Origin of the sequence: Pseudochryseolinea flava (assembly GCF_003286915.1) — a bacterium.
Taxonomy (GTDB): Bacteria; Bacteroidota; Bacteroidia; order Cytophagales; family Cyclobacteriaceae; genus Ohtaekwangia; species Ohtaekwangia flava.
In genome coordinates this window covers 82,594-98,579 of sequence record NZ_QMFY01000013.1, presented here as the reverse complement: position 1 = coordinate 98,579, position 15,986 = coordinate 82,594, and the positions used below count along the sequence as shown (strand labels likewise).

Sequence of the window (15,986 nt, the reverse complement as noted above, 5' to 3'; positions counted from 1 at the left end):
GGGCGGTTGTTGTTGACGTTATTGCTTAAAGCTTGTTGTAATACATTTCATTCCATCGTAGTTCATTCCTGAACTGATGAATATTGGTTTCTTTTCCGATGTGAACACATTCGATGTCGGCCATATCGGCAAAATCCTGCAGGTGTTCAGATGTCAAGTTCTGACTGTAGCAAGTATGGTGCGCACCACCAGCTAATATCCATGCTGCGCAACCGGTGTACATGTCAGGATAAGGTTTCCACAACACGCGTGCTACCGGTAACTTCGGAAGTTCTTCTTTCGGTGCTACCGCAGAAACTTCATTCACGAGTAATCTGAATCGATTTCCCATATCAATGATCGATGCATTCAATGCTTCTCCCGCCGCACTATTAAACACGAGGCGTACCGGATCCGCTTTACCTCCAATTCCAAGTGGATGAATCTCACAAGATGGTTTACCGTCGGCGATCGATTCACAAATTTCCAACATGTGTGCGCCCAATACCATTGGGTTTGATGGATCGAAATGATATGTGTAGTCTTCCATAAATGAATTACCACCTTTCAATCCACTTCCCATCACTTTCATCGCGCGTACAAGTGTTGCTGTTTTCCAATCACCTTCGCCTCCGAAACCGTAGCCTTCCGCCATTAATCGTTGAACGGCAAGGCCAGGCAACTGCACCATACCATGAAGGTCTTCAAACGTATCTGTAAACCCTTTGAAATTTCCAGCTTGTAAAAATTGACGGAGGCCAATTTCAATACGCGCAGATTCGCGCAAAGCATATGATTGATCACCGCCTTTACGAAGCGATTTCGCTACGGTATAAAGTGACTCATATTCGGCACACAATGTATCGATCTCGGCATCGCTTACAGCACCAATCACTTTCACCAAGTCACCAACGCCATAACCATTCACCGCGTAGCCAAATTTAATCTCAGCCTCAACCTTGTCTCCTTCCGTAACAGCAACCTGACGCATGTTATCACCAAAGCGACAAAAACGCGCACCTTGTAAATCGTTCCATCCAGCAGCTGCACGCATCCATACATTAATGCGCTCTTGCACATTTCCATCTTGCCAGTGACCTACGACAACCTTGCGATTCAGTCGCATGCGACTCATGATAAATCCAAATTCACGATCACCATGTGCGCTCTGATTAAGATTCATAAAATCCATGTCGATATCTTTCCATGGAATATCACGATTGAACTGTGTATGCAAATGCAACAATGGCTTTTGCAGAATTTTCAATCCGCCGATCCACATTTTTGCAGGCGAGAAAGTGTGCATCCAGGCAATGATTCCAATACAATTTTTTGCAGCATTAGCATCTTGACATAGCTGGTAAATTTCTTCGGGTGTTTTCAGTACGGGCTTAAACACAACTGTCGTCGGAATTTTTGATGAAGAATCTAACGCCTTTGCAATCTCTTGCGAATGCGCTGCAACTTGCTTCAAAGTCTCTTCACCATATAGAAACTGACTTCCCGTTACAAACCAAACTTCAAAGTTTTTTAGCTTAATCATTTATCTAGTAGTTATCTGTTATTACTTTTTAATCCGTGATCACACACGATCTGTATTCTTATTATTTCGAATTGAGGTCAACACTGGTTACTTTCTCGGGGAACCACACCGTCATCTCACCTTTTCCACGATGCGCCCAAGCGTAGTAAGGAATTGCCACGATAGGTTGCTTCACAGTGCTTATGGTTGTTCCCAGAGCATCAACCGTGACTGCGGCAGCGTCACCTGTTAGTACAACAACGCCATTCAATAAGTCCTTTTTAAGCTCGGGTTTTAAAGCTATGCCTTGCGGCAAAATAATGTTAGCAGTTCTACCGCTGTTGTCGGGCCATTCCGCGCAATACACAAGCGGTCCGCGTTGTATGGCCACACGCCCTGCGTCGTCTTTCACATTTGCGTTGGCAACCACGCGTTGTACGTCCATTGGCAAGTTTACGCTCACGACATCGCCCTTCTTCCAAGTCCGCGTCAACACCGCGTAACCTTTTTCAATTTTGTATTCTACGGGCTTCCCATTTAATGTGAGGGATGCTTTGCTTGACGAAGGATTTGAGAATGTATAAAGATCAGACGGAATGGCCTGCTGCTGTGCCCAACCCGGAATGCGAATCATCAAACTAAATGGAAGCGATGATGCTGGGTTGATCGAAAATTTCAAGTCGCCATCCCATGGATAATTGTTGCTTTGAATCACTTCAACATTCTTCTTATTGATTGTCACTTTCGACTTACTTGACGCAAAAAGATTCACATACAACTTATCACCCTGCTGCGCATACATGTATCCCGGCACCGATGGTATGAGTCGTGTGATATTTGTCGGACAGCACGAACATGTAAACCATCCAGATCGACTTGACTCTTGATGTTGATCGTGGGAACTGTTCTTCACTTCCAACACATTGGTGTAGAAGAAAGATTTTCCATCCATGCCCACCCCTGATATTAATCCATTGTATAAGGACTTTTCAAGAATGTCGATGTATTTTGAATCACCATGCAGCATGAACATGCGATGGTTCCAATAGACGTTTGCAATCGCTGCGCAAGTTTCATTGTATGCACTTTCATTAGGAAGATAGTAGTTATCGCCAAAGCGCTCGCCGTCACCGAGTGCACCTACACCACCCTGAACATAAATTTTCTTCGACACCACATTGTTCCAAATCGCATCGATGGCTTTCAAAAATTTCTCATCGCCCGTAAGTGCGGCAACGTCTGCCATTGCAGCATACTGATAGCCTGCGCGAACGGCGTGACCTATCGCTTCATCTTGATCAACCACAGGCTTATGGTCTTGCCAATATGAACCGTTCATCCACGGGTTGTTACTCTTGGCATCGTAAGGATGATGACCACGTTGTTCGAGAAAATATTTGGCTGTTGCTAAGTATTCTTTCTTACCAGTGATTCGATACATCTTCACCAGTCCCATTTCTACAACTTGGTGGCCAGGTGCTACATGACGTTTATCACTTCCGGGGCCAAATACGCTGCATACTAGATCGGCATTGCGAATAGCAATGTCCAACAAATTTCTTTGCCCCGTTGCTAAGAAGTGCGCTACGGCAGCCTCATACAAGTGACCTGAATTATAAAGTTCGTGGCTTTTGTCGCGCTCCAGTATCCAACGCTCGGGTCCCGCCCATTCGTGTGGTGCCGACGGATTGATGGTGCGTGCTGTGTACAAGTATCCATCGGGCTCTTGCGCCGCTGCCACTTTCATAATCAGCGTGTCGATATACTGCGATAACTTTTTATCCGGATATAAACTCAATGAGAACGATGCGCCTTCTATTGTCTTGTAAATGTCAGTATCATCAAATGGATATACGGTGCAAAACTTTCCGCTCTTCGCAGCGGCCATATCGAAATTTTTCACGCGCCCCGTTTCTTCACAGCGCGCGAAAGATGCTGGTATGGTGACCTTATGATTTGTTTCTATCCGTGGCAACCAAAACTTATCGTCTAGTTTAACTTGCGTAAAAGTGACGCCTTGAATGGGATAGTCCTTTAATTGTGCGCGTACTGAAAACGATAAGCAGAGGAATAAAACAAAAATGGTATTGCGTAATTTATTGTCCATAGTAAGAATGTGGGCCATGTTTACGTTCATAATGTTTTCTGACAAGGGAATCTTTCAAGCGTGGAGCCTCTCTGTTGATTTGTTCCGTGAGATAGGCCATCTGCGCGACAGACTCTAGCACTGCGCTGTTATAAACCGCCTTGTGTGGTGTTTTACCCCAGGTAAAAGGTGCGTGATTGCCTACCAAAATCATTTCAATTTCCTCGTAAGAGAGATTTCTCTTCAACAAGCAGTTGATGATTTGGAAACCTGTTTCATATTCATAATCACCTTCGATCATCTTATCATCCATGGGAGGAGCACAAGGAATATCAACAGTGTTATGATCGGCATGCGTTGTTCCAAAGATAGGAATGTCGCGTTGTGCTTGCGCCCAAGAGGTGGCGTAGGTCGAGTGCGTGTGGACTATGCCACCGATATGCTCCCAGTGCTTATATAATACAGCGTGTGTCTTGGTATCAGAAGAAGGGCGCAATTTTCCTTCAACCACGTTGCTATCGAAATCAACGATCACCATTTTTTCCGGCGATAGTTCTTCGTAAGGAACGCCACTCGGCTTGATTGCAAATACACCCAACGCCCGGTCTACTGCGCTTACATTTCCAAATGTAAAAAGTACAAGGCCTAGTTTTGGCAACTGCATATTGGCTTCATACGCAGCTTGCTTAATATCTTGGTAGCGGCTCATCTTAATTCCTGTTTGAAACAAGTTCCGATACTTCATTTTTTTTCTGTTCGAGATGCGTACCTAGTTGCAGGTAGCGTTGATAACGCTTCGCATACAATGCAGATGCTTTTCGATCAGGGTGGTACTCCAGATCAAAACCACGCCCCATCACTTGCATCGCTTCTTCTACATCTTTATAAATACCAGCAGCAGTAGCGGCAAACATCGCGGCACCCAAAGCACAAGTTTGTTCTGAACGATGAATACGAATAGACATTCCCATGACGTCAGCCATCACTTGCATAATGTACGGCGACTTACGCGCAACACCGCCGAGTCCGATCAATCCTTTTACAGGAACCCCCTCATCATTGAAACGATCAACGATAGCCTTCGCACCGAAGCACGTTGCTTCAACAAGCGCTTTGAATAATTGAGGCGCATCACTTCCCAGATTTAAGCCAGCGAAAGCACCCTTCAACAATTGATTCGCATCCGGTGTGCGTCGTCCGTTGAGCCAATCAATCGCAAGTTCATTGTCGACATGCAACGGAAGTTGCGCCGCATGCTTAGAGAGTTCAGCAATCATGTTGTCGCTAATCTCTGCTTTCAACCGCTCAGCTACCTCCGGTGAAATCACTTTCGATGCAGGTAAGAATGTATTTAACGGCCACGATAGTACGTTCTTGAACCAGGCGTAAGAATCACCGAACGCAGATTGTCCTGCTTCTAGTCCAATCATGCCAGGGATTACCGATCCATCTACTTGGCCACAAATTCCTTTCACAAGTTTTCCCTGCATATCGGCGCGTGGCGCTACCAACATATCGCACGTGGAAGTACCCATCACTTTACTTAGATGATACGGCTCTATCTGTCCACCAACGGCACCCATATGCGCATCGAAGGCGCCGACACCAATCACAACATCAGTGGGAAGATCTAAACGCTCGGCCCATGCCTTACTGATTCTTCCTGCAGGTTTATCAGCGGTATAAGTATGTGTAAATAATCTTGCGGTGAAACCATCCAACAATGGATCTAGCGAGGAGAAGAATTGATTCGGCGGAAGGCCATCAAATTCCTCCGCCCACAATGCCTTATGTCCTGCGGAACAAACACCACGTTTCATCTCATGAACGTCGGTTCCTCCAGTCAGTAGAAAGGGAATCCAATCGCAATGTTCTACCCACGAGTAACATGCTTTCGCGACAGCAGGATCGACACGAAGGATGTGGAGCAATTTTGCCCAGAACCATTCCGATGAATATATACCACCAACATATTGCAAATAGTTTGTTTCAAACTTGTCGGCGTGATCGTTAATCTCTTGCGCCTCACGTGTTGCCGTATGGTCTTTCCAAAGCACGAACATCGCATTCGGATTTTCTGCAAACGCAGGTGTGAGTGCCAGTGGAGTGCCTGTCTTATCAACCGCTACAGGTGTCGAGCCAGTTGTGTCGACCGAAATCGCCTTGATCGCACCATTGATATTGCCGGCCTTCTTTAGGCAAGACTTTATCGTTTGCTCCAGCCCCTCTACATAATCGGAAGGGTGTTGACGAAATTGGTTTAATGAGGCATTGCAATACAAGCCGTCGCGCCACCGTGGATAATAATAAACGGCAGAGGCAATCTCCTGCCCATTGCGGGTGTCGACGATAATTGACCGAACTGAATCCGTCCCATAATCGACACCAATCACATATGCTTCATTTCCCATAAACTTTGAATATCAAAATGTTCAATCGTTTGTAATTCTTGTTAAAGGTACACTTATTTTATTATAAGTGTTAACATAACAGTTATAATTTTTAGCATAAAAAAATCCCTTGTTAGGGACTTTAAGTGCGATCTGGCCAACTTATACGATTAGGTCAGCGAATCGGGGGTCCGTATAGTCCTTCGCGAAGAAAAGAATGTTAGAATACGCCTTGAATTCCTCCTTATCATGCATCGTTGTGAGCACAACGCTCTTCATTCCAGCATTTTGTGCCGCCTCAACCCCTTTCGGAGCGTCTTCAAACACAATAGAGGTTTCCGGTTTAGCGCTTAAAAGAGCGGCTGCTTGCAAAAATGTAGAAGGATGAGGTTTGCTCTGCACTACGTCTTCGCCGCTCACAATCGCTGGAAAGTAATCGCGCAGGTTAAGATTATCCACCACGTAGTCTATATTAATAGAAGGTGCCGCTGAACCGATAGCCATCGGAATTTTCTTCTGTTGCGCCTTGTCTAGAAATAAACGCAAGCCTGGCAATAACTTTAAATGTGGCTTGTATACAGCTTGGTATTGCAGCTCTTTCTTTAAAGACAACGCACTAATTTCTTCCGTCGTAAATTTCCCTTTTCCGAAGATTCGATCAAACACTTCGTGATTTTTGCCATACATGTGGCTTCTTACAGCTTCGAGAGAAAGCCCCGCACCGAGTTCACCATTGATCAGATCGAACCACACTTTCAAATGAAAATGCATATCGTCAACCATTGTACCGTTGAGATCAAAGAGGAACGCAGTGTGTTTTGCTGATGTCATAGATTGTAAAGAGTGCAGACGTTGCTCACGCAAAAAGATCGACGACGACCATTTGCGTTTATCAACGATTAATGATTTTATACGGATGAAGTATAACGCCGCGCACAATCAAAAATTGTCCAGCGCAGTAGGTAAGCATGATCCAAAATCCAGCGTGATCGAGCGGCATCAAAAATTTGTTAATGGCAAGAATAGAATCGGACATCATGAATAGTAATGCGCCCGCGAACGCTGTGATCATGCTTTTGAAATCCGTTCTACCATAACGATAGAGTGCTGCCAGCACCATGCACATCAATATGAGTACATATACTACAACCGGAAATTTCAAAGCACCTAGCGACGGATATAACAAAATGATCAGTCCCGTACCGGCAAGTACAACCGGGAATGCCATGCGAATACTTTGAACGCCACGCAGCGGATTACCTGCGTTGTTGTCTCGAAATTGATGGAATGTAATGATGAGCATAACGTGCGTCACGAGAAATGCTGCGAGTCCGAATAGAAAGTATGCTTCATCCTTTTCTGCAACCATCAGTAAGACATCACCGATCCACGATGCAATCATGGCAACGACAAACGTACGCGAATGATTTCCTTCAGACACAAACCAATAATGTCCGCAAAGCGACAGCATAATAAGTGGCTTGCAGGTCTGGTGCAACAAATCATTTCCTAGCATGATGGCGACTAATTCTCCCACTGATGCCACAACGAATAGCGCTAGTGAAATCTTTTTCATGTTGCTAATTTTTGAGTGGGTTTACGGGTAACGACCACGACGAATGCACAGAGTGCAAGTGTACTGCACACCATGAAGGTAGGAAATAAATTGTCGAACGTGTTGTTATACAACATTCCTGAAGCAAAAGCGCCTACACCAATGCCAAGCTCCATAAAGATATATAGTGATGCAATCCCCCGTGCTTTGAAGTTTTCATCACTCAAGTCTGTAGCCCAGGCGAGTAATGTTGGCGACGTAGCACCTTGCCCAAATCCATATAAGACGATGCCGACAAAAAGTAACAACGTAGAGCTCGCCAAAGCGATGATTGCCGTAGATACAACGATAACCATCGTGGAAATGCGCAACACGGCAATTCTTCCCCAACGGTCAGATGCTTTCCCTCCCATCAATCTCACCGCGAGTGACGACAGAATGAGTGCACTGAATAACACACCTTCGTTACGAACACCTAGTGCTAGACCTACGTCGGGTAAAAGTGTGAACATGGCACCATAAGCATAACACGTGAGCAGAATCACAATACAGGGTATCAATACCAAGGGCTCTAGCCAGTCTTTTGCTGATGTCTTTAGCCTACGGAAATGAAAATGAGATTTAGCGAGCAACGACTCTTTTAAGTTCATTAACACAACAATTGAAATCAACGCCGTTGCCGACGATGTAAAGAACAATGCGTGATAACCAAATTCGTTGGCGATAAAACCGCCGACAGCTGCACCACCTGCCATGCCAACTGCGCCGGCTGTGCCCAATAATCCCATTGCCTCTCCACGTTGCTTCGCAGGAATGATATCGGCGAGATACGCAGCTTGTCCCGTGGGCGTAAAACCCGTTGAAAATCCATGCAATAATCGAAGCATGACAAACCCACTTACAGACGTTAATAGCGGATAGATTAAGCTGCATATCATGCATACAACGGAGCCAACAATAATCACCGGCACACGCCCGAAGGTATCGGCAAGTTTTCCACTGAAAGGCCGCGAAAGCAATGCTGTGAGCGTAAAGGCAGATATGATCAGCCCTTTGTAATCAGCACCACCCATCGATGATAGGTACGCAGGCAACTTGGGGATGATCATGTTGAAGCTCGCAAAAAAAAGCAATGAGCTGAGGCAAACGAGCCAAAAATTTCGAGCGTAACGCAAAGCGGGCTTGTTATCGGTGATCGGTTATCGGTTATTCGTTAACATGCCCTATGATTGCTGTGGTTGTTCTTGTGCGCCTAATAAGAACGCTTTGATGTAATCGTCAAGATCTCCATCAAGTACGTTCTGTGCATCGTGACGCTCCACTGCTGTGCGCGCATCTTTTACGAGCTTGTAGGGATGCAAAACATAATTTCTGATCTGAGAACCGAAATCAATTTTCATTTTTCCAGCTTCTATCTTGTCACGTTCTGCATGTCGTTTTTCCATCTCAAGTTGATACAACTTCGACTTGAGCATCTGCATGGCGCGCTCGCGGTTCGCATGTTGTGAACGCTCAACCTGACAAACAATCACGATTCCGGTTGGTTTATGCGTCAACTGTACTTTTGTCTCAACCTTGTTCACGTTCTGGCCGCCGGCACCTCCCGAACGTGAAGTGTGCAGTTCAATATCGGCGGGATTGATATCAATTTGAATCGAGTCGTCAACTTTCGGATAAACAAAGACTGAAGCAAATGATGTGTGACGGCGTTGATTAGAATCGAAGGGAGAAATTCTCACCAAACGATGAACTCCGATTTCTGATTTTAATTTACCGTAGGCAAATGGTCCGTCGAGTTCGAGTGTGGCAGACTTAATACCGGCAACATCACCAGATTGATAATCGATCTGCGAAACTTTGTAGCCACTTTTTTCGCCCCACATAATGTACATCCTGTTGAGCATGTCGGCCCAATCTTGACTCTCCGTTCCGCCTGCTCCAGGATTGATCTCGATCACGGCACTGAGTTGATCCTCTTCTTTGCTCAACATTTTTTTGAACTCGAGCTCTTCGATGGATTTCGCTGTGCGCGCGTATTCGCGATCAAGTTCATCGTCGCCAACATCACCGGCGTCATGGAACTCATTGAGCACTTCGAGATCGTCGAGCAACTTGGAAACGTGGTCGAATGCATCCGTCCATACTTTCTTGGAGCGGATATTTTTTAAAATAACTTCGGCTTGCTTAGGGTTATTCCAAAAATCACCTTGTTGCGTGATCAATTCTTCATCTTTTATTTCGATCGTCTTACGATCGTAGTCAAAGATACCCCCTCAAGGCGCTAACGCGAGCCTTCAAATCTTTCAATTGATCTGATGTCATGTTTGATAATTTCTTTAAATTCGGTCGCAAATATACCCCATTATGAGACAATCGTTACTGCTATTTTTCCTTTTAGGTGCATTTTCTTCATCCGCACAAATTGGCAATTTTCAAATTTCTGCCGCCTCTAATTTCACCTTTGTACCTTCAGTCACAGAGCATCAAACACTATTATACACGCCGCGTAACAGCGGATACTATGCGCTTCCTGCGGTGAGCGTCAGTTCAATCAAACAATCTTATGAAGGCAAGGCAGGCGCATCCATGTCCTTTCAAATGGACTATACATTCAATCCACGATTCTTTATTACCTCGGGTCTCGGGCTTGATTACTTTCGTTATAAAAAATCCGTCACATTGATTTCATTGAAAGGCGAAAATTTTAATGAATACTTCGGTTCTACGCGGACAGGCGTGCCTATGGGTTCCTTCTATCAAATTCAATACGGTGACGTCGCTGAAGACTTAGGTGCTACGCCATTGGCAAACCCAGATAATGTTGGCAATACTGCTTTGATTTACCTTCAATTGCCCATTCTTGCGGGCACCTCGTTCTTCAATGAAAAACTAAAGATTAGTGCAGGGCCATCGCTCTCGATGTTGCTTCGGTCATCTGAAGTAGAATCTTATTATGATTTTCAAGATCAACGTGTAAAAAGTAAAGCGGTACATGAGATTGGCAATTTCGAGCGTTTCAATGTTTCGGGGCTTGTCAATGTTTCTTTTGCTGTAACAAAGCATATCGCGATCAATGCCACCGGAACAAAGTCTTTCTCTCCGCTATATAATTCAGATGGGTCGGGTAAATCAACGACGTTGAACGCGATTTCACTCGGTGCTCGCTACTTTATAAAATAGTATTCTGCAGCTCCTGGCTTGATTTTTTAAGGCCAGCTTATAAAATTCTCCTTATTAAGAAATTGTAATATTTCGTTATTAAATACCGGTGTTCTGGAGAATTTTCGTTTAGATTTGCGGATTATGAAAATGGGGATGGTCAATATTAAACCATGGGTGGGGCTTTGTTGTGAGGCGCTGATGCTTGTTTTCATCTTTCTATGTGCACATACTGAAGGCTCTTTTGATTCACGTGCAGAAACCGATTCGTCTCCGAAAGCCAGTGCTTGTATGCAACAGATGACTTTTAGAGTTACGATTGGCACGGAGTCTATCTACCAAGCACTACCAAGAATTCCTCTTACCACGATCATAAAATCATTTGCTCCGGTTGATATCGCTGGCCTCAAAGTCACTTTAAGTGAGGCGCTTGCAATTGGACATGCTGAACGGAATTACTTCTATAATCAATTGACAGACAATGCTCCTTGAGCGTCACACGTTTTTGCTGTAACTAGCAACGCCTTTAAGTTTATTTAATCACTAATTCATCAACTGGCTAACATTCATTAGCTAATAACCATTATATGATTTTTGATCTACTATTTCTAGACTTTTTAACCAACCCAGAAGAGATCATAAAGATCGGGGGCCTCACGCTTTTGTTATTCATTATCTTCGCAGAGACAGGATTGTTCTTTGGCTTCTTTCTTCCCGGCGACTCGTTACTGTTTATTGCAGGTCTGTTCTGCAAAGAATATCTAAAGATGGATGTCTGGCTGCTGATCGTGCTTCTCGTGCTTTGCGCCATTGCCGGAACTTGTGTGGGCTATTTCTTCGGAAAACTCGCAGAGAACTACCTTCGAAATAAGAAAGAGAACTTCTTTTATAAGAAAAAGTACCTTGATATGGCTCAAGATTTCTACGCGCGTCATGGAATGATGGCCTTTATCATGGGGCGGTTCTTGCCCATTGTTCGTACCTTCGTCCCTATTCTAGCCGGGATGGTCAAAATTGAGTTTGGAAAGTTCTTATTTTTCAATATTGTAGGGGCCGCAATTTGGATTGTGGTGATGGTCATGGCTGGTTATCTTTTAGGGAAAACCTTCCCAACGATTACAGACCATTTGGAATTGATCGTCGTCGGCATGGTGCTGTTGTCAGCTGTTCCGGTGGTTGTGTCTTGGTTCCGTCACCGAAAACAAATCGCAAAAAATGATCAAAATATTTAATAACAATTGTGACTATTCAACTACTTACGCATTATTACAAACACGCAAAAACAAACTTATTCCTAAACTAAAAACCATTTAACAATTAATTCTACTTATGAAAACTTCAAATTCATCTTCTTCATCTTTATCAGAAAGCCTTAAGTCAGGTTTTGCGGCCTCTGTTATATTGATTGAACTTATCATAGGGTTTCTGATCTGGCATTTTATCTTAGGTGATCCGTCACACTTTGTTGATGGTAACGTAGAAGGCCATCCAAAAGAGGGAGATTATTTCGGTATCTTCTATAAAGGAGGTTATCTCGTACCCTTGGCTATTGGTCTTCTTTTGATGACGTTGACTTTCGCGATTGAGCGTTTCTTGACGATCAGCCGTGCCAAAGGAAAAGGTAATGTAAAGAGCTTCGTACAACGCGTTCGTTCTTTGATCGCTAACGGTAACATTACGCAAGCACTCGCAGAATGCGATAAGCAAAGAGGTTCTGTAGCCAATGTGGTAAAAGCTGGTCTTACAAAATACACTGAGCTTATTAACAACAACGAAATCGAAGCTGAAAAGAAAATTTCTATCATCCAGAAGGACATCGAAGAAACAACTTCACTTGAAATGCCAATGCTCGAAAAGAACCTTGTGATCTTGGCGACAATCGCTTCAATCGCTACACTCATTGGTCTTTTAGGTACAGTATTGGGTATGATCAAGGCGTTCGCGGGTCTTGCACAAGCTGGTGCTCCTGACTCAGTAGGTCTTGCAAACGGTATCTCTGAGGCCCTTATCAACACAGCCCTTGGTATCGGTACATCAGCTATCGCGATCATTTTCTATAACCTTTTCACGAGCAAAATCGATGCGTTGACTTACAACATCGATGAAGCTGGTTATAGCATCGTTCAGAATTTCTCTGCGAACACAAAGCACTAATTCACTTATAAACGGAAACGTGATATGGGAAAAATTAAAACACATAGAACAACGCCTTCATTGGATATGACGCCAATGGTGGATCTTGGGTTCTTGTTGGTAACGTTCTTCATGCTCACGGCCAATGCAGTTCCAGATGAACCGGTAACTGTTGATGCTCCATCGTCAGTATCGGAGATCATCATCCCGGACACCGACATTATGCTCATCACCATTTCAGATGATGGCAGAGTGTTCTTCAGTATCGATGGTAAATATCACCGTCAAGAACTGTTGGGAAATATCGGTAAGCAATACTCGGTCAACTTTACGCCCGAAGAAACATCTCGCTTTGCGGTGATGTCTAGTATTGGATTACCGATTGGCCAATTGAGAGAGTATATCAGCCTTGCGCCAGATGAGCGTAAGCACATCAAACAACCCGGTATTCCGGTTGACTCCCTACATAACGAATTGAAGGATTGGATCATTTTCTCTCGCATGGCGAACCCTAAACTTAGGATCGCTATCAAGGGAGATGGTAAAGCCAACTACCCCGTAGTAGAAAAGGTAATGAAAACGTTGACTGACAACAAGGTTAACCGCTTCAACCTCATCACGAACATGGAAAAAGGTTCATAACATTTAAAAGCACAAAGCAATGGCAGAAGTAAGTCAAGGCGGTGGTGGTGGTAAATCGGATGGTGGTAAGGTACGCGTCAAAAAAGCGTCAACGAAAATTGACATGACGCCGATGGTGGATCTTGCGTTCCTCCTGTTGACCTTCTTTATCCTCACCACAACGCTTAATAAACCTAAAACAATGCAGCTCACGCTGCCTGAGGACCCTAAACCAGAAGACAAGCTACCAGAAGTCAATGAGAAGAAGGTAGTAACGGTTATTCTCGGTCCTAATGATAAGGTGTATTGGTACCACGGGATTACAAATCCTGAAGTAAAAGTTACCAATTACGATGATGCTGGTATCCGCAAGGTACTGATCGAGAAGAATAAAGAGATTCCAGGCATGATCATTTTGATCAAACCAATGGAGGAATCTCGGTATAAGAACGTAGTCGACATCCTCGATGAAATGACCATTACAAACATGCAACGTTTTGCCATGGTCAAAATCACCGATGCTGATAAAGAACTTATTAAAGAATCGAATTTATGAAGGCAGAACAAGTGAAAGCGCCGCGGTGGGAAGACATTGTCTTCGAATATCGCAACAAAGCTTACGGAGCTTATTTCATCCGTAAGTCTTACTCTAAGCACGTTGTTCTCGGATGGTTGCTTACAATCTTGACAATCGGATTATTGGTGGCATCACCATACATTGTTGAGTTTTTAACGCCAGAAGAAGTGGTCGATGACAAACCTGCAAAAACGGTAAGATATACTGATTTGCAGCCGCCGCCACCAATCCAGAACACGCCTCCTCCTCCACAGGTGAACATTCCTCCTCCAGTAAAAACTATTATCAAGTATCTTCCACCGAAGGTTACCGATAAAGAGATTGTAGAGGAAGAACCTATGCCTACAGTAGAGGAAATTAAAAAGGTTGAAACCGGCTCTGAAGATATCGTTGGAACAGGTGAAGTAGTTTTCGATGAACCCGTTGAAGAAGTGGTTCAAGAAGCTGAAGATCCAAACCAGGTATTCGCAGTCGTAGAACAGATGCCAGAACCAGAAGGCGGTATGCAAGCTGCGATGGCATGGATCGGTAAGAATATCAAGTATCCATCAGCAGCGCGTCGTATGGGCGTTGAAGGTACGGTATTCGTAGGATTCGTTGTTGACGCAGATGGAAAAATCGCCGATGTTAAAACCGTAAAAGGTATCAGCGCGGAATGCGATAAAGAAGCAGAACGTGTAATCAAAATGATGCCGCCTTGGAAACCAGGTAAGCAAAACGGTAAAGCAGTTCGCGTGAAGTTCGTACTTCCTGTGAGATTCAAACTGGCTACATGAGTTTAGAACATAACGAGGTAAAACGATCGTCGCCTTCGATAATCAAATACCTTAGTGGAACGATGGCTGTGCTCTTTTTACTTGGCGGCACAGCCATCCTTTTTAGATACGATGCCATCGAAGCCAATCTCGGCAAAGGCAAACTCGGTCCCTACCCTATCGCATTGGGTATTGTACTGATCCTTTATGGCATCTTCAGAGGATACAGAGCCTTTCGGCAATTTTCTACAAAAGACGATGAATAAATATTGGTTTCTGGCAGCGCTGATTGTTTCCCTTTCAGCGGGATGCGGTTCACGCGAGCAACAAAATAACAAGAGAACAAGTAAGCCTACTTCCGGCTATATCAAGATTGCCGCGGATGAAGCACTGAAGCCTATTGTTGAAGCTGAAGTGAATGCTTTCACAGGGCTTTACCCATCCGCTAAAATCGACGTATTCTATGTCTCTGAACAGACTGCCATCGACACACTCCTAAAAGACAGTGTAACGGCGATCTTTATTTCTCGCAATCTGCTTGCCGATGAAAAGCAGATTCTGACCAGTCGTTCATCAAAAGCGAAAGAAGAAAAAATCGCGATTGGTGGGATTGCATTAATTGTAAACCCATCCAACCCAGACACACTACTAACGCTAGATCATTTGAAAGACATTCTGAGCGGAAAAGTTAACAACTGGAACCAGCTCAGTAAAAAGCGCGCCGCCTTACCATTGAAGGTTGTATTTGATCAACCTAAATCTGGTATGATCAAATTCCTCAATGATTCATTAATGCCGCTAACAAAACTTCCACCAAATTGCTTTGCTGTTGACAGTAACGCAGCCGTGGTTGATTATGTATCAAGGAATCCCGAAGCCATTGGTTTGATTGACATCAGCTGGATTAGCGACGAAGACGATGAAACGGTCAACGTTTTTAGAAATTCGATCAAAGTTGTCGGATTGGCTACCCAGGAAGGGGAAGATTTCAGCAAACCGTTCCAAGCCTATATCTCTATGGGCCGATATCCACTAAAAAGAAACGTTTTTATGACGGTTACCGAGTCCTATACCGGTCTGGCAACAGGTTTTAGTAGGTTTGTGGCAAGCGATAAGGGCCAGCGGATTATTTTAAAATCTGGCTTGGTTCCTGCTACTATGCCTGTACGGATAGTAGAAACTAATCGCGGAGGTTTTTAAATTTAACTT

The 15,986-nt window shown here is 44.2% G+C and carries 17 protein-coding genes; 9 read left to right on the top strand and 8 right to left on the bottom strand.

Annotated features, from left to right (window positions below; genetic code table 11):
* Positions 1–25 precede the first annotated feature (25 nt).
* From araA to prfB, 8 genes are all read right to left on the bottom strand, one after another.
* On the bottom strand, positions 26–1,522 hold the full coding sequence (gene araA, locus DQQ10_RS20965) for an L-arabinose isomerase (protein ID WP_112748884.1): 1,497 nt from the start codon (positions 1,520–1,522) through the stop codon (positions 26–28).
* A gap of 61 nt (positions 1,523–1,583) precedes the next feature.
* Complete coding sequence (locus DQQ10_RS20960; protein WP_112748883.1) at positions 1,584–3,608, bottom strand: glycoside hydrolase family 127 protein; 2,025 nt, start codon at positions 3,606–3,608, stop codon at positions 1,584–1,586.
* The gene (locus tag DQQ10_RS20955) at positions 3,598–4,296 is read right to left on the bottom strand and encodes an L-ribulose-5-phosphate 4-epimerase (protein ID WP_112748882.1); all 699 of its coding nucleotides are present in this window, start codon (positions 4,294–4,296) and stop codon (positions 3,598–3,600) included. The genes DQQ10_RS20960 and DQQ10_RS20955 overlap by 11 nt, the downstream gene beginning before the upstream one ends.
* Position 4,297: 1 nt before the next feature.
* Complete coding sequence (locus tag DQQ10_RS20950) at positions 4,298–5,998, bottom strand: ribulokinase (RefSeq protein WP_112748881.1); 1,701 nt, start codon at positions 5,996–5,998, stop codon at positions 4,298–4,300.
* Positions 5,999–6,139: 141 nt separating this feature from the next.
* The gene (locus DQQ10_RS20945) at positions 6,140–6,808 is read right to left on the bottom strand and encodes an HAD family hydrolase (RefSeq protein WP_112748880.1); all 669 of its coding nucleotides are present in this window, start codon (positions 6,806–6,808) and stop codon (positions 6,140–6,142) included.
* Between the two features lie 61 nt (positions 6,809–6,869).
* Positions 6,870–7,553 carry a lysoplasmalogenase gene (locus tag DQQ10_RS20940; protein WP_112748879.1) on the bottom strand — a complete coding sequence of 228 codons (684 nt, stop codon included), beginning with the start codon at positions 7,551–7,553 and terminating at the stop codon, positions 6,870–6,872.
* On the bottom strand, positions 7,550–8,707 hold the full coding sequence (locus DQQ10_RS20935; RefSeq protein ID WP_262511774.1) for an MFS transporter: 1,158 nt from the start codon (positions 8,705–8,707) through the stop codon (positions 7,550–7,552). The genes DQQ10_RS20940 and DQQ10_RS20935 overlap by 4 nt, the downstream gene beginning before the upstream one ends.
* Before the next feature lie 48 nt (positions 8,708–8,755).
* Positions 8,756–9,854, bottom strand: a protein-coding gene (gene prfB / locus DQQ10_RS20930) for a peptide chain release factor 2 (RefSeq protein WP_112748877.1) whose coding sequence is annotated in 2 segments (ribosomal slippage) — positions 8,756–9,793 and positions 9,795–9,854 — 1,098 coding nt in all. Because the reading frame shifts where the segments join, the coding sequence is not laid out codon by codon here.
* Positions 9,855–9,896: 42 nt separating this feature from the next.
* Between prfB and DQQ10_RS20925 the strand changes: the two genes are divergently transcribed.
* From DQQ10_RS20925 to DQQ10_RS20885, 9 genes are all read left to right on the top strand, one after another.
* Complete coding sequence (locus DQQ10_RS20925) at positions 9,897–10,712, top strand: outer membrane beta-barrel protein (RefSeq protein ID WP_112748876.1); 816 nt, start codon at positions 9,897–9,899, stop codon at positions 10,710–10,712.
* A 123-nt stretch (positions 10,713–10,835) separates the two neighbouring features.
* Positions 10,836–11,183 (top strand): hypothetical protein, encoded by a 348-nt coding sequence (locus DQQ10_RS20920; protein ID WP_112748875.1) that lies wholly within the window; start codon positions 10,836–10,838, stop codon positions 11,181–11,183.
* Between the two features lie 95 nt (positions 11,184–11,278).
* Entirely contained in the window at positions 11,279–11,923 is a 645-nt protein-coding gene (locus DQQ10_RS20915) for a DedA family protein (RefSeq protein ID WP_112748874.1), read from the top strand.
* 97 nt (positions 11,924–12,020) lie between these two features.
* A complete protein-coding gene (locus DQQ10_RS20910; RefSeq protein WP_112748873.1) occupies positions 12,021–12,845 on the top strand; it encodes a MotA/TolQ/ExbB proton channel family protein in 825 nt (274 codons plus the stop codon).
* Positions 12,846–12,869: 24 nt separating this feature from the next.
* Positions 12,870–13,466 carry an ExbD/TolR family protein gene (locus DQQ10_RS20905; RefSeq protein ID WP_112748872.1) on the top strand — a complete coding sequence of 199 codons (597 nt, stop codon included), beginning with the start codon at positions 12,870–12,872 and terminating at the stop codon, positions 13,464–13,466.
* 19 nt (positions 13,467–13,485) lie between these two features.
* Positions 13,486–14,001, top strand: coding sequence for an ExbD/TolR family protein (locus DQQ10_RS20900; protein ID WP_112748871.1), 516 nt, complete (start codon positions 13,486–13,488; stop codon positions 13,999–14,001).
* Positions 13,998–14,798, top strand: a complete 801-nt coding sequence (locus DQQ10_RS20895) for an energy transducer TonB (RefSeq protein ID WP_112748870.1) — start codon at positions 13,998–14,000, stop codon at positions 14,796–14,798. Before DQQ10_RS20900 ends, DQQ10_RS20895 begins: the two co-directional genes overlap by 4 nt.
* Positions 14,795–15,043, top strand: coding sequence for a hypothetical protein (locus DQQ10_RS20890; protein ID WP_112748869.1), 249 nt, complete (start codon positions 14,795–14,797; stop codon positions 15,041–15,043). The genes DQQ10_RS20895 and DQQ10_RS20890 overlap by 4 nt, the downstream gene beginning before the upstream one ends.
* Positions 15,036–15,977: a PstS family phosphate ABC transporter substrate-binding protein gene (locus tag DQQ10_RS20885; RefSeq protein WP_165824038.1), complete on the top strand. Its 942-nt coding sequence runs from the start codon at positions 15,036–15,038 to the stop codon at positions 15,975–15,977. Before DQQ10_RS20890 ends, DQQ10_RS20885 begins: the two co-directional genes overlap by 8 nt.
* Positions 15,978–15,986: the final 9 nt, after the last annotated feature.

What these genes read in the sequence shown, in the direction of transcription:
- araA (WP_112748884.1), bottom strand. Translation starts at nt 1,522, where the DNA reads ATGATTAAGCTAAAAAACTTTGAAGTTTGGTTTGTAACGGGAAGTCAG.
- DQQ10_RS20955 (WP_112748882.1), bottom strand. Translation starts at nt 4,296, where the DNA reads ATGAGCCGCTACCAAGATATTAAGCAAGCTGCGTATGAAGCCAATATG.
- DQQ10_RS20885 (WP_165824038.1), top strand. Translation starts at nt 15,036, where the DNA reads ATGAATAAATATTGGTTTCTGGCAGCGCTGATTGTTTCCCTTTCAGCG.
- DQQ10_RS20920 (WP_112748875.1), top strand. Translation starts at nt 10,836, where the DNA reads ATGAAAATGGGGATGGTCAATATTAAACCATGGGTGGGGCTTTGTTGT.
- DQQ10_RS20960 (WP_112748883.1), bottom strand. Translation starts at nt 3,608, where the DNA reads ATGGACAATAAATTACGCAATACCATTTTTGTTTTATTCCTCTGCTTA.
- DQQ10_RS20910 (WP_112748873.1), top strand. Translation starts at nt 12,021, where the DNA reads ATGAAAACTTCAAATTCATCTTCTTCATCTTTATCAGAAAGCCTTAAG.
- DQQ10_RS20925 (WP_112748876.1), top strand. Translation starts at nt 9,897, where the DNA reads ATGAGACAATCGTTACTGCTATTTTTCCTTTTAGGTGCATTTTCTTCA.
- DQQ10_RS20915 (WP_112748874.1), top strand. Translation starts at nt 11,279, where the DNA reads ATGATTTTTGATCTACTATTTCTAGACTTTTTAACCAACCCAGAAGAG.
- DQQ10_RS20950 (WP_112748881.1), bottom strand. Translation starts at nt 5,998, where the DNA reads ATGGGAAATGAAGCATATGTGATTGGTGTCGATTATGGGACGGATTCA.
- DQQ10_RS20940 (WP_112748879.1), bottom strand. Translation starts at nt 7,553, where the DNA reads ATGAAAAAGATTTCACTAGCGCTATTCGTTGTGGCATCAGTGGGAGAA.
- DQQ10_RS20895 (WP_112748870.1), top strand. Translation starts at nt 13,998, where the DNA reads ATGAAGGCAGAACAAGTGAAAGCGCCGCGGTGGGAAGACATTGTCTTC.
- DQQ10_RS20905 (WP_112748872.1), top strand. Translation starts at nt 12,870, where the DNA reads ATGGGAAAAATTAAAACACATAGAACAACGCCTTCATTGGATATGACG.
- DQQ10_RS20890 (WP_112748869.1), top strand. Translation starts at nt 14,795, where the DNA reads ATGAGTTTAGAACATAACGAGGTAAAACGATCGTCGCCTTCGATAATC.
- DQQ10_RS20945 (WP_112748880.1), bottom strand. Translation starts at nt 6,808, where the DNA reads ATGACATCAGCAAAACACACTGCGTTCCTCTTTGATCTCAACGGTACA.
- DQQ10_RS20900 (WP_112748871.1), top strand. Translation starts at nt 13,486, where the DNA reads ATGGCAGAAGTAAGTCAAGGCGGTGGTGGTGGTAAATCGGATGGTGGT.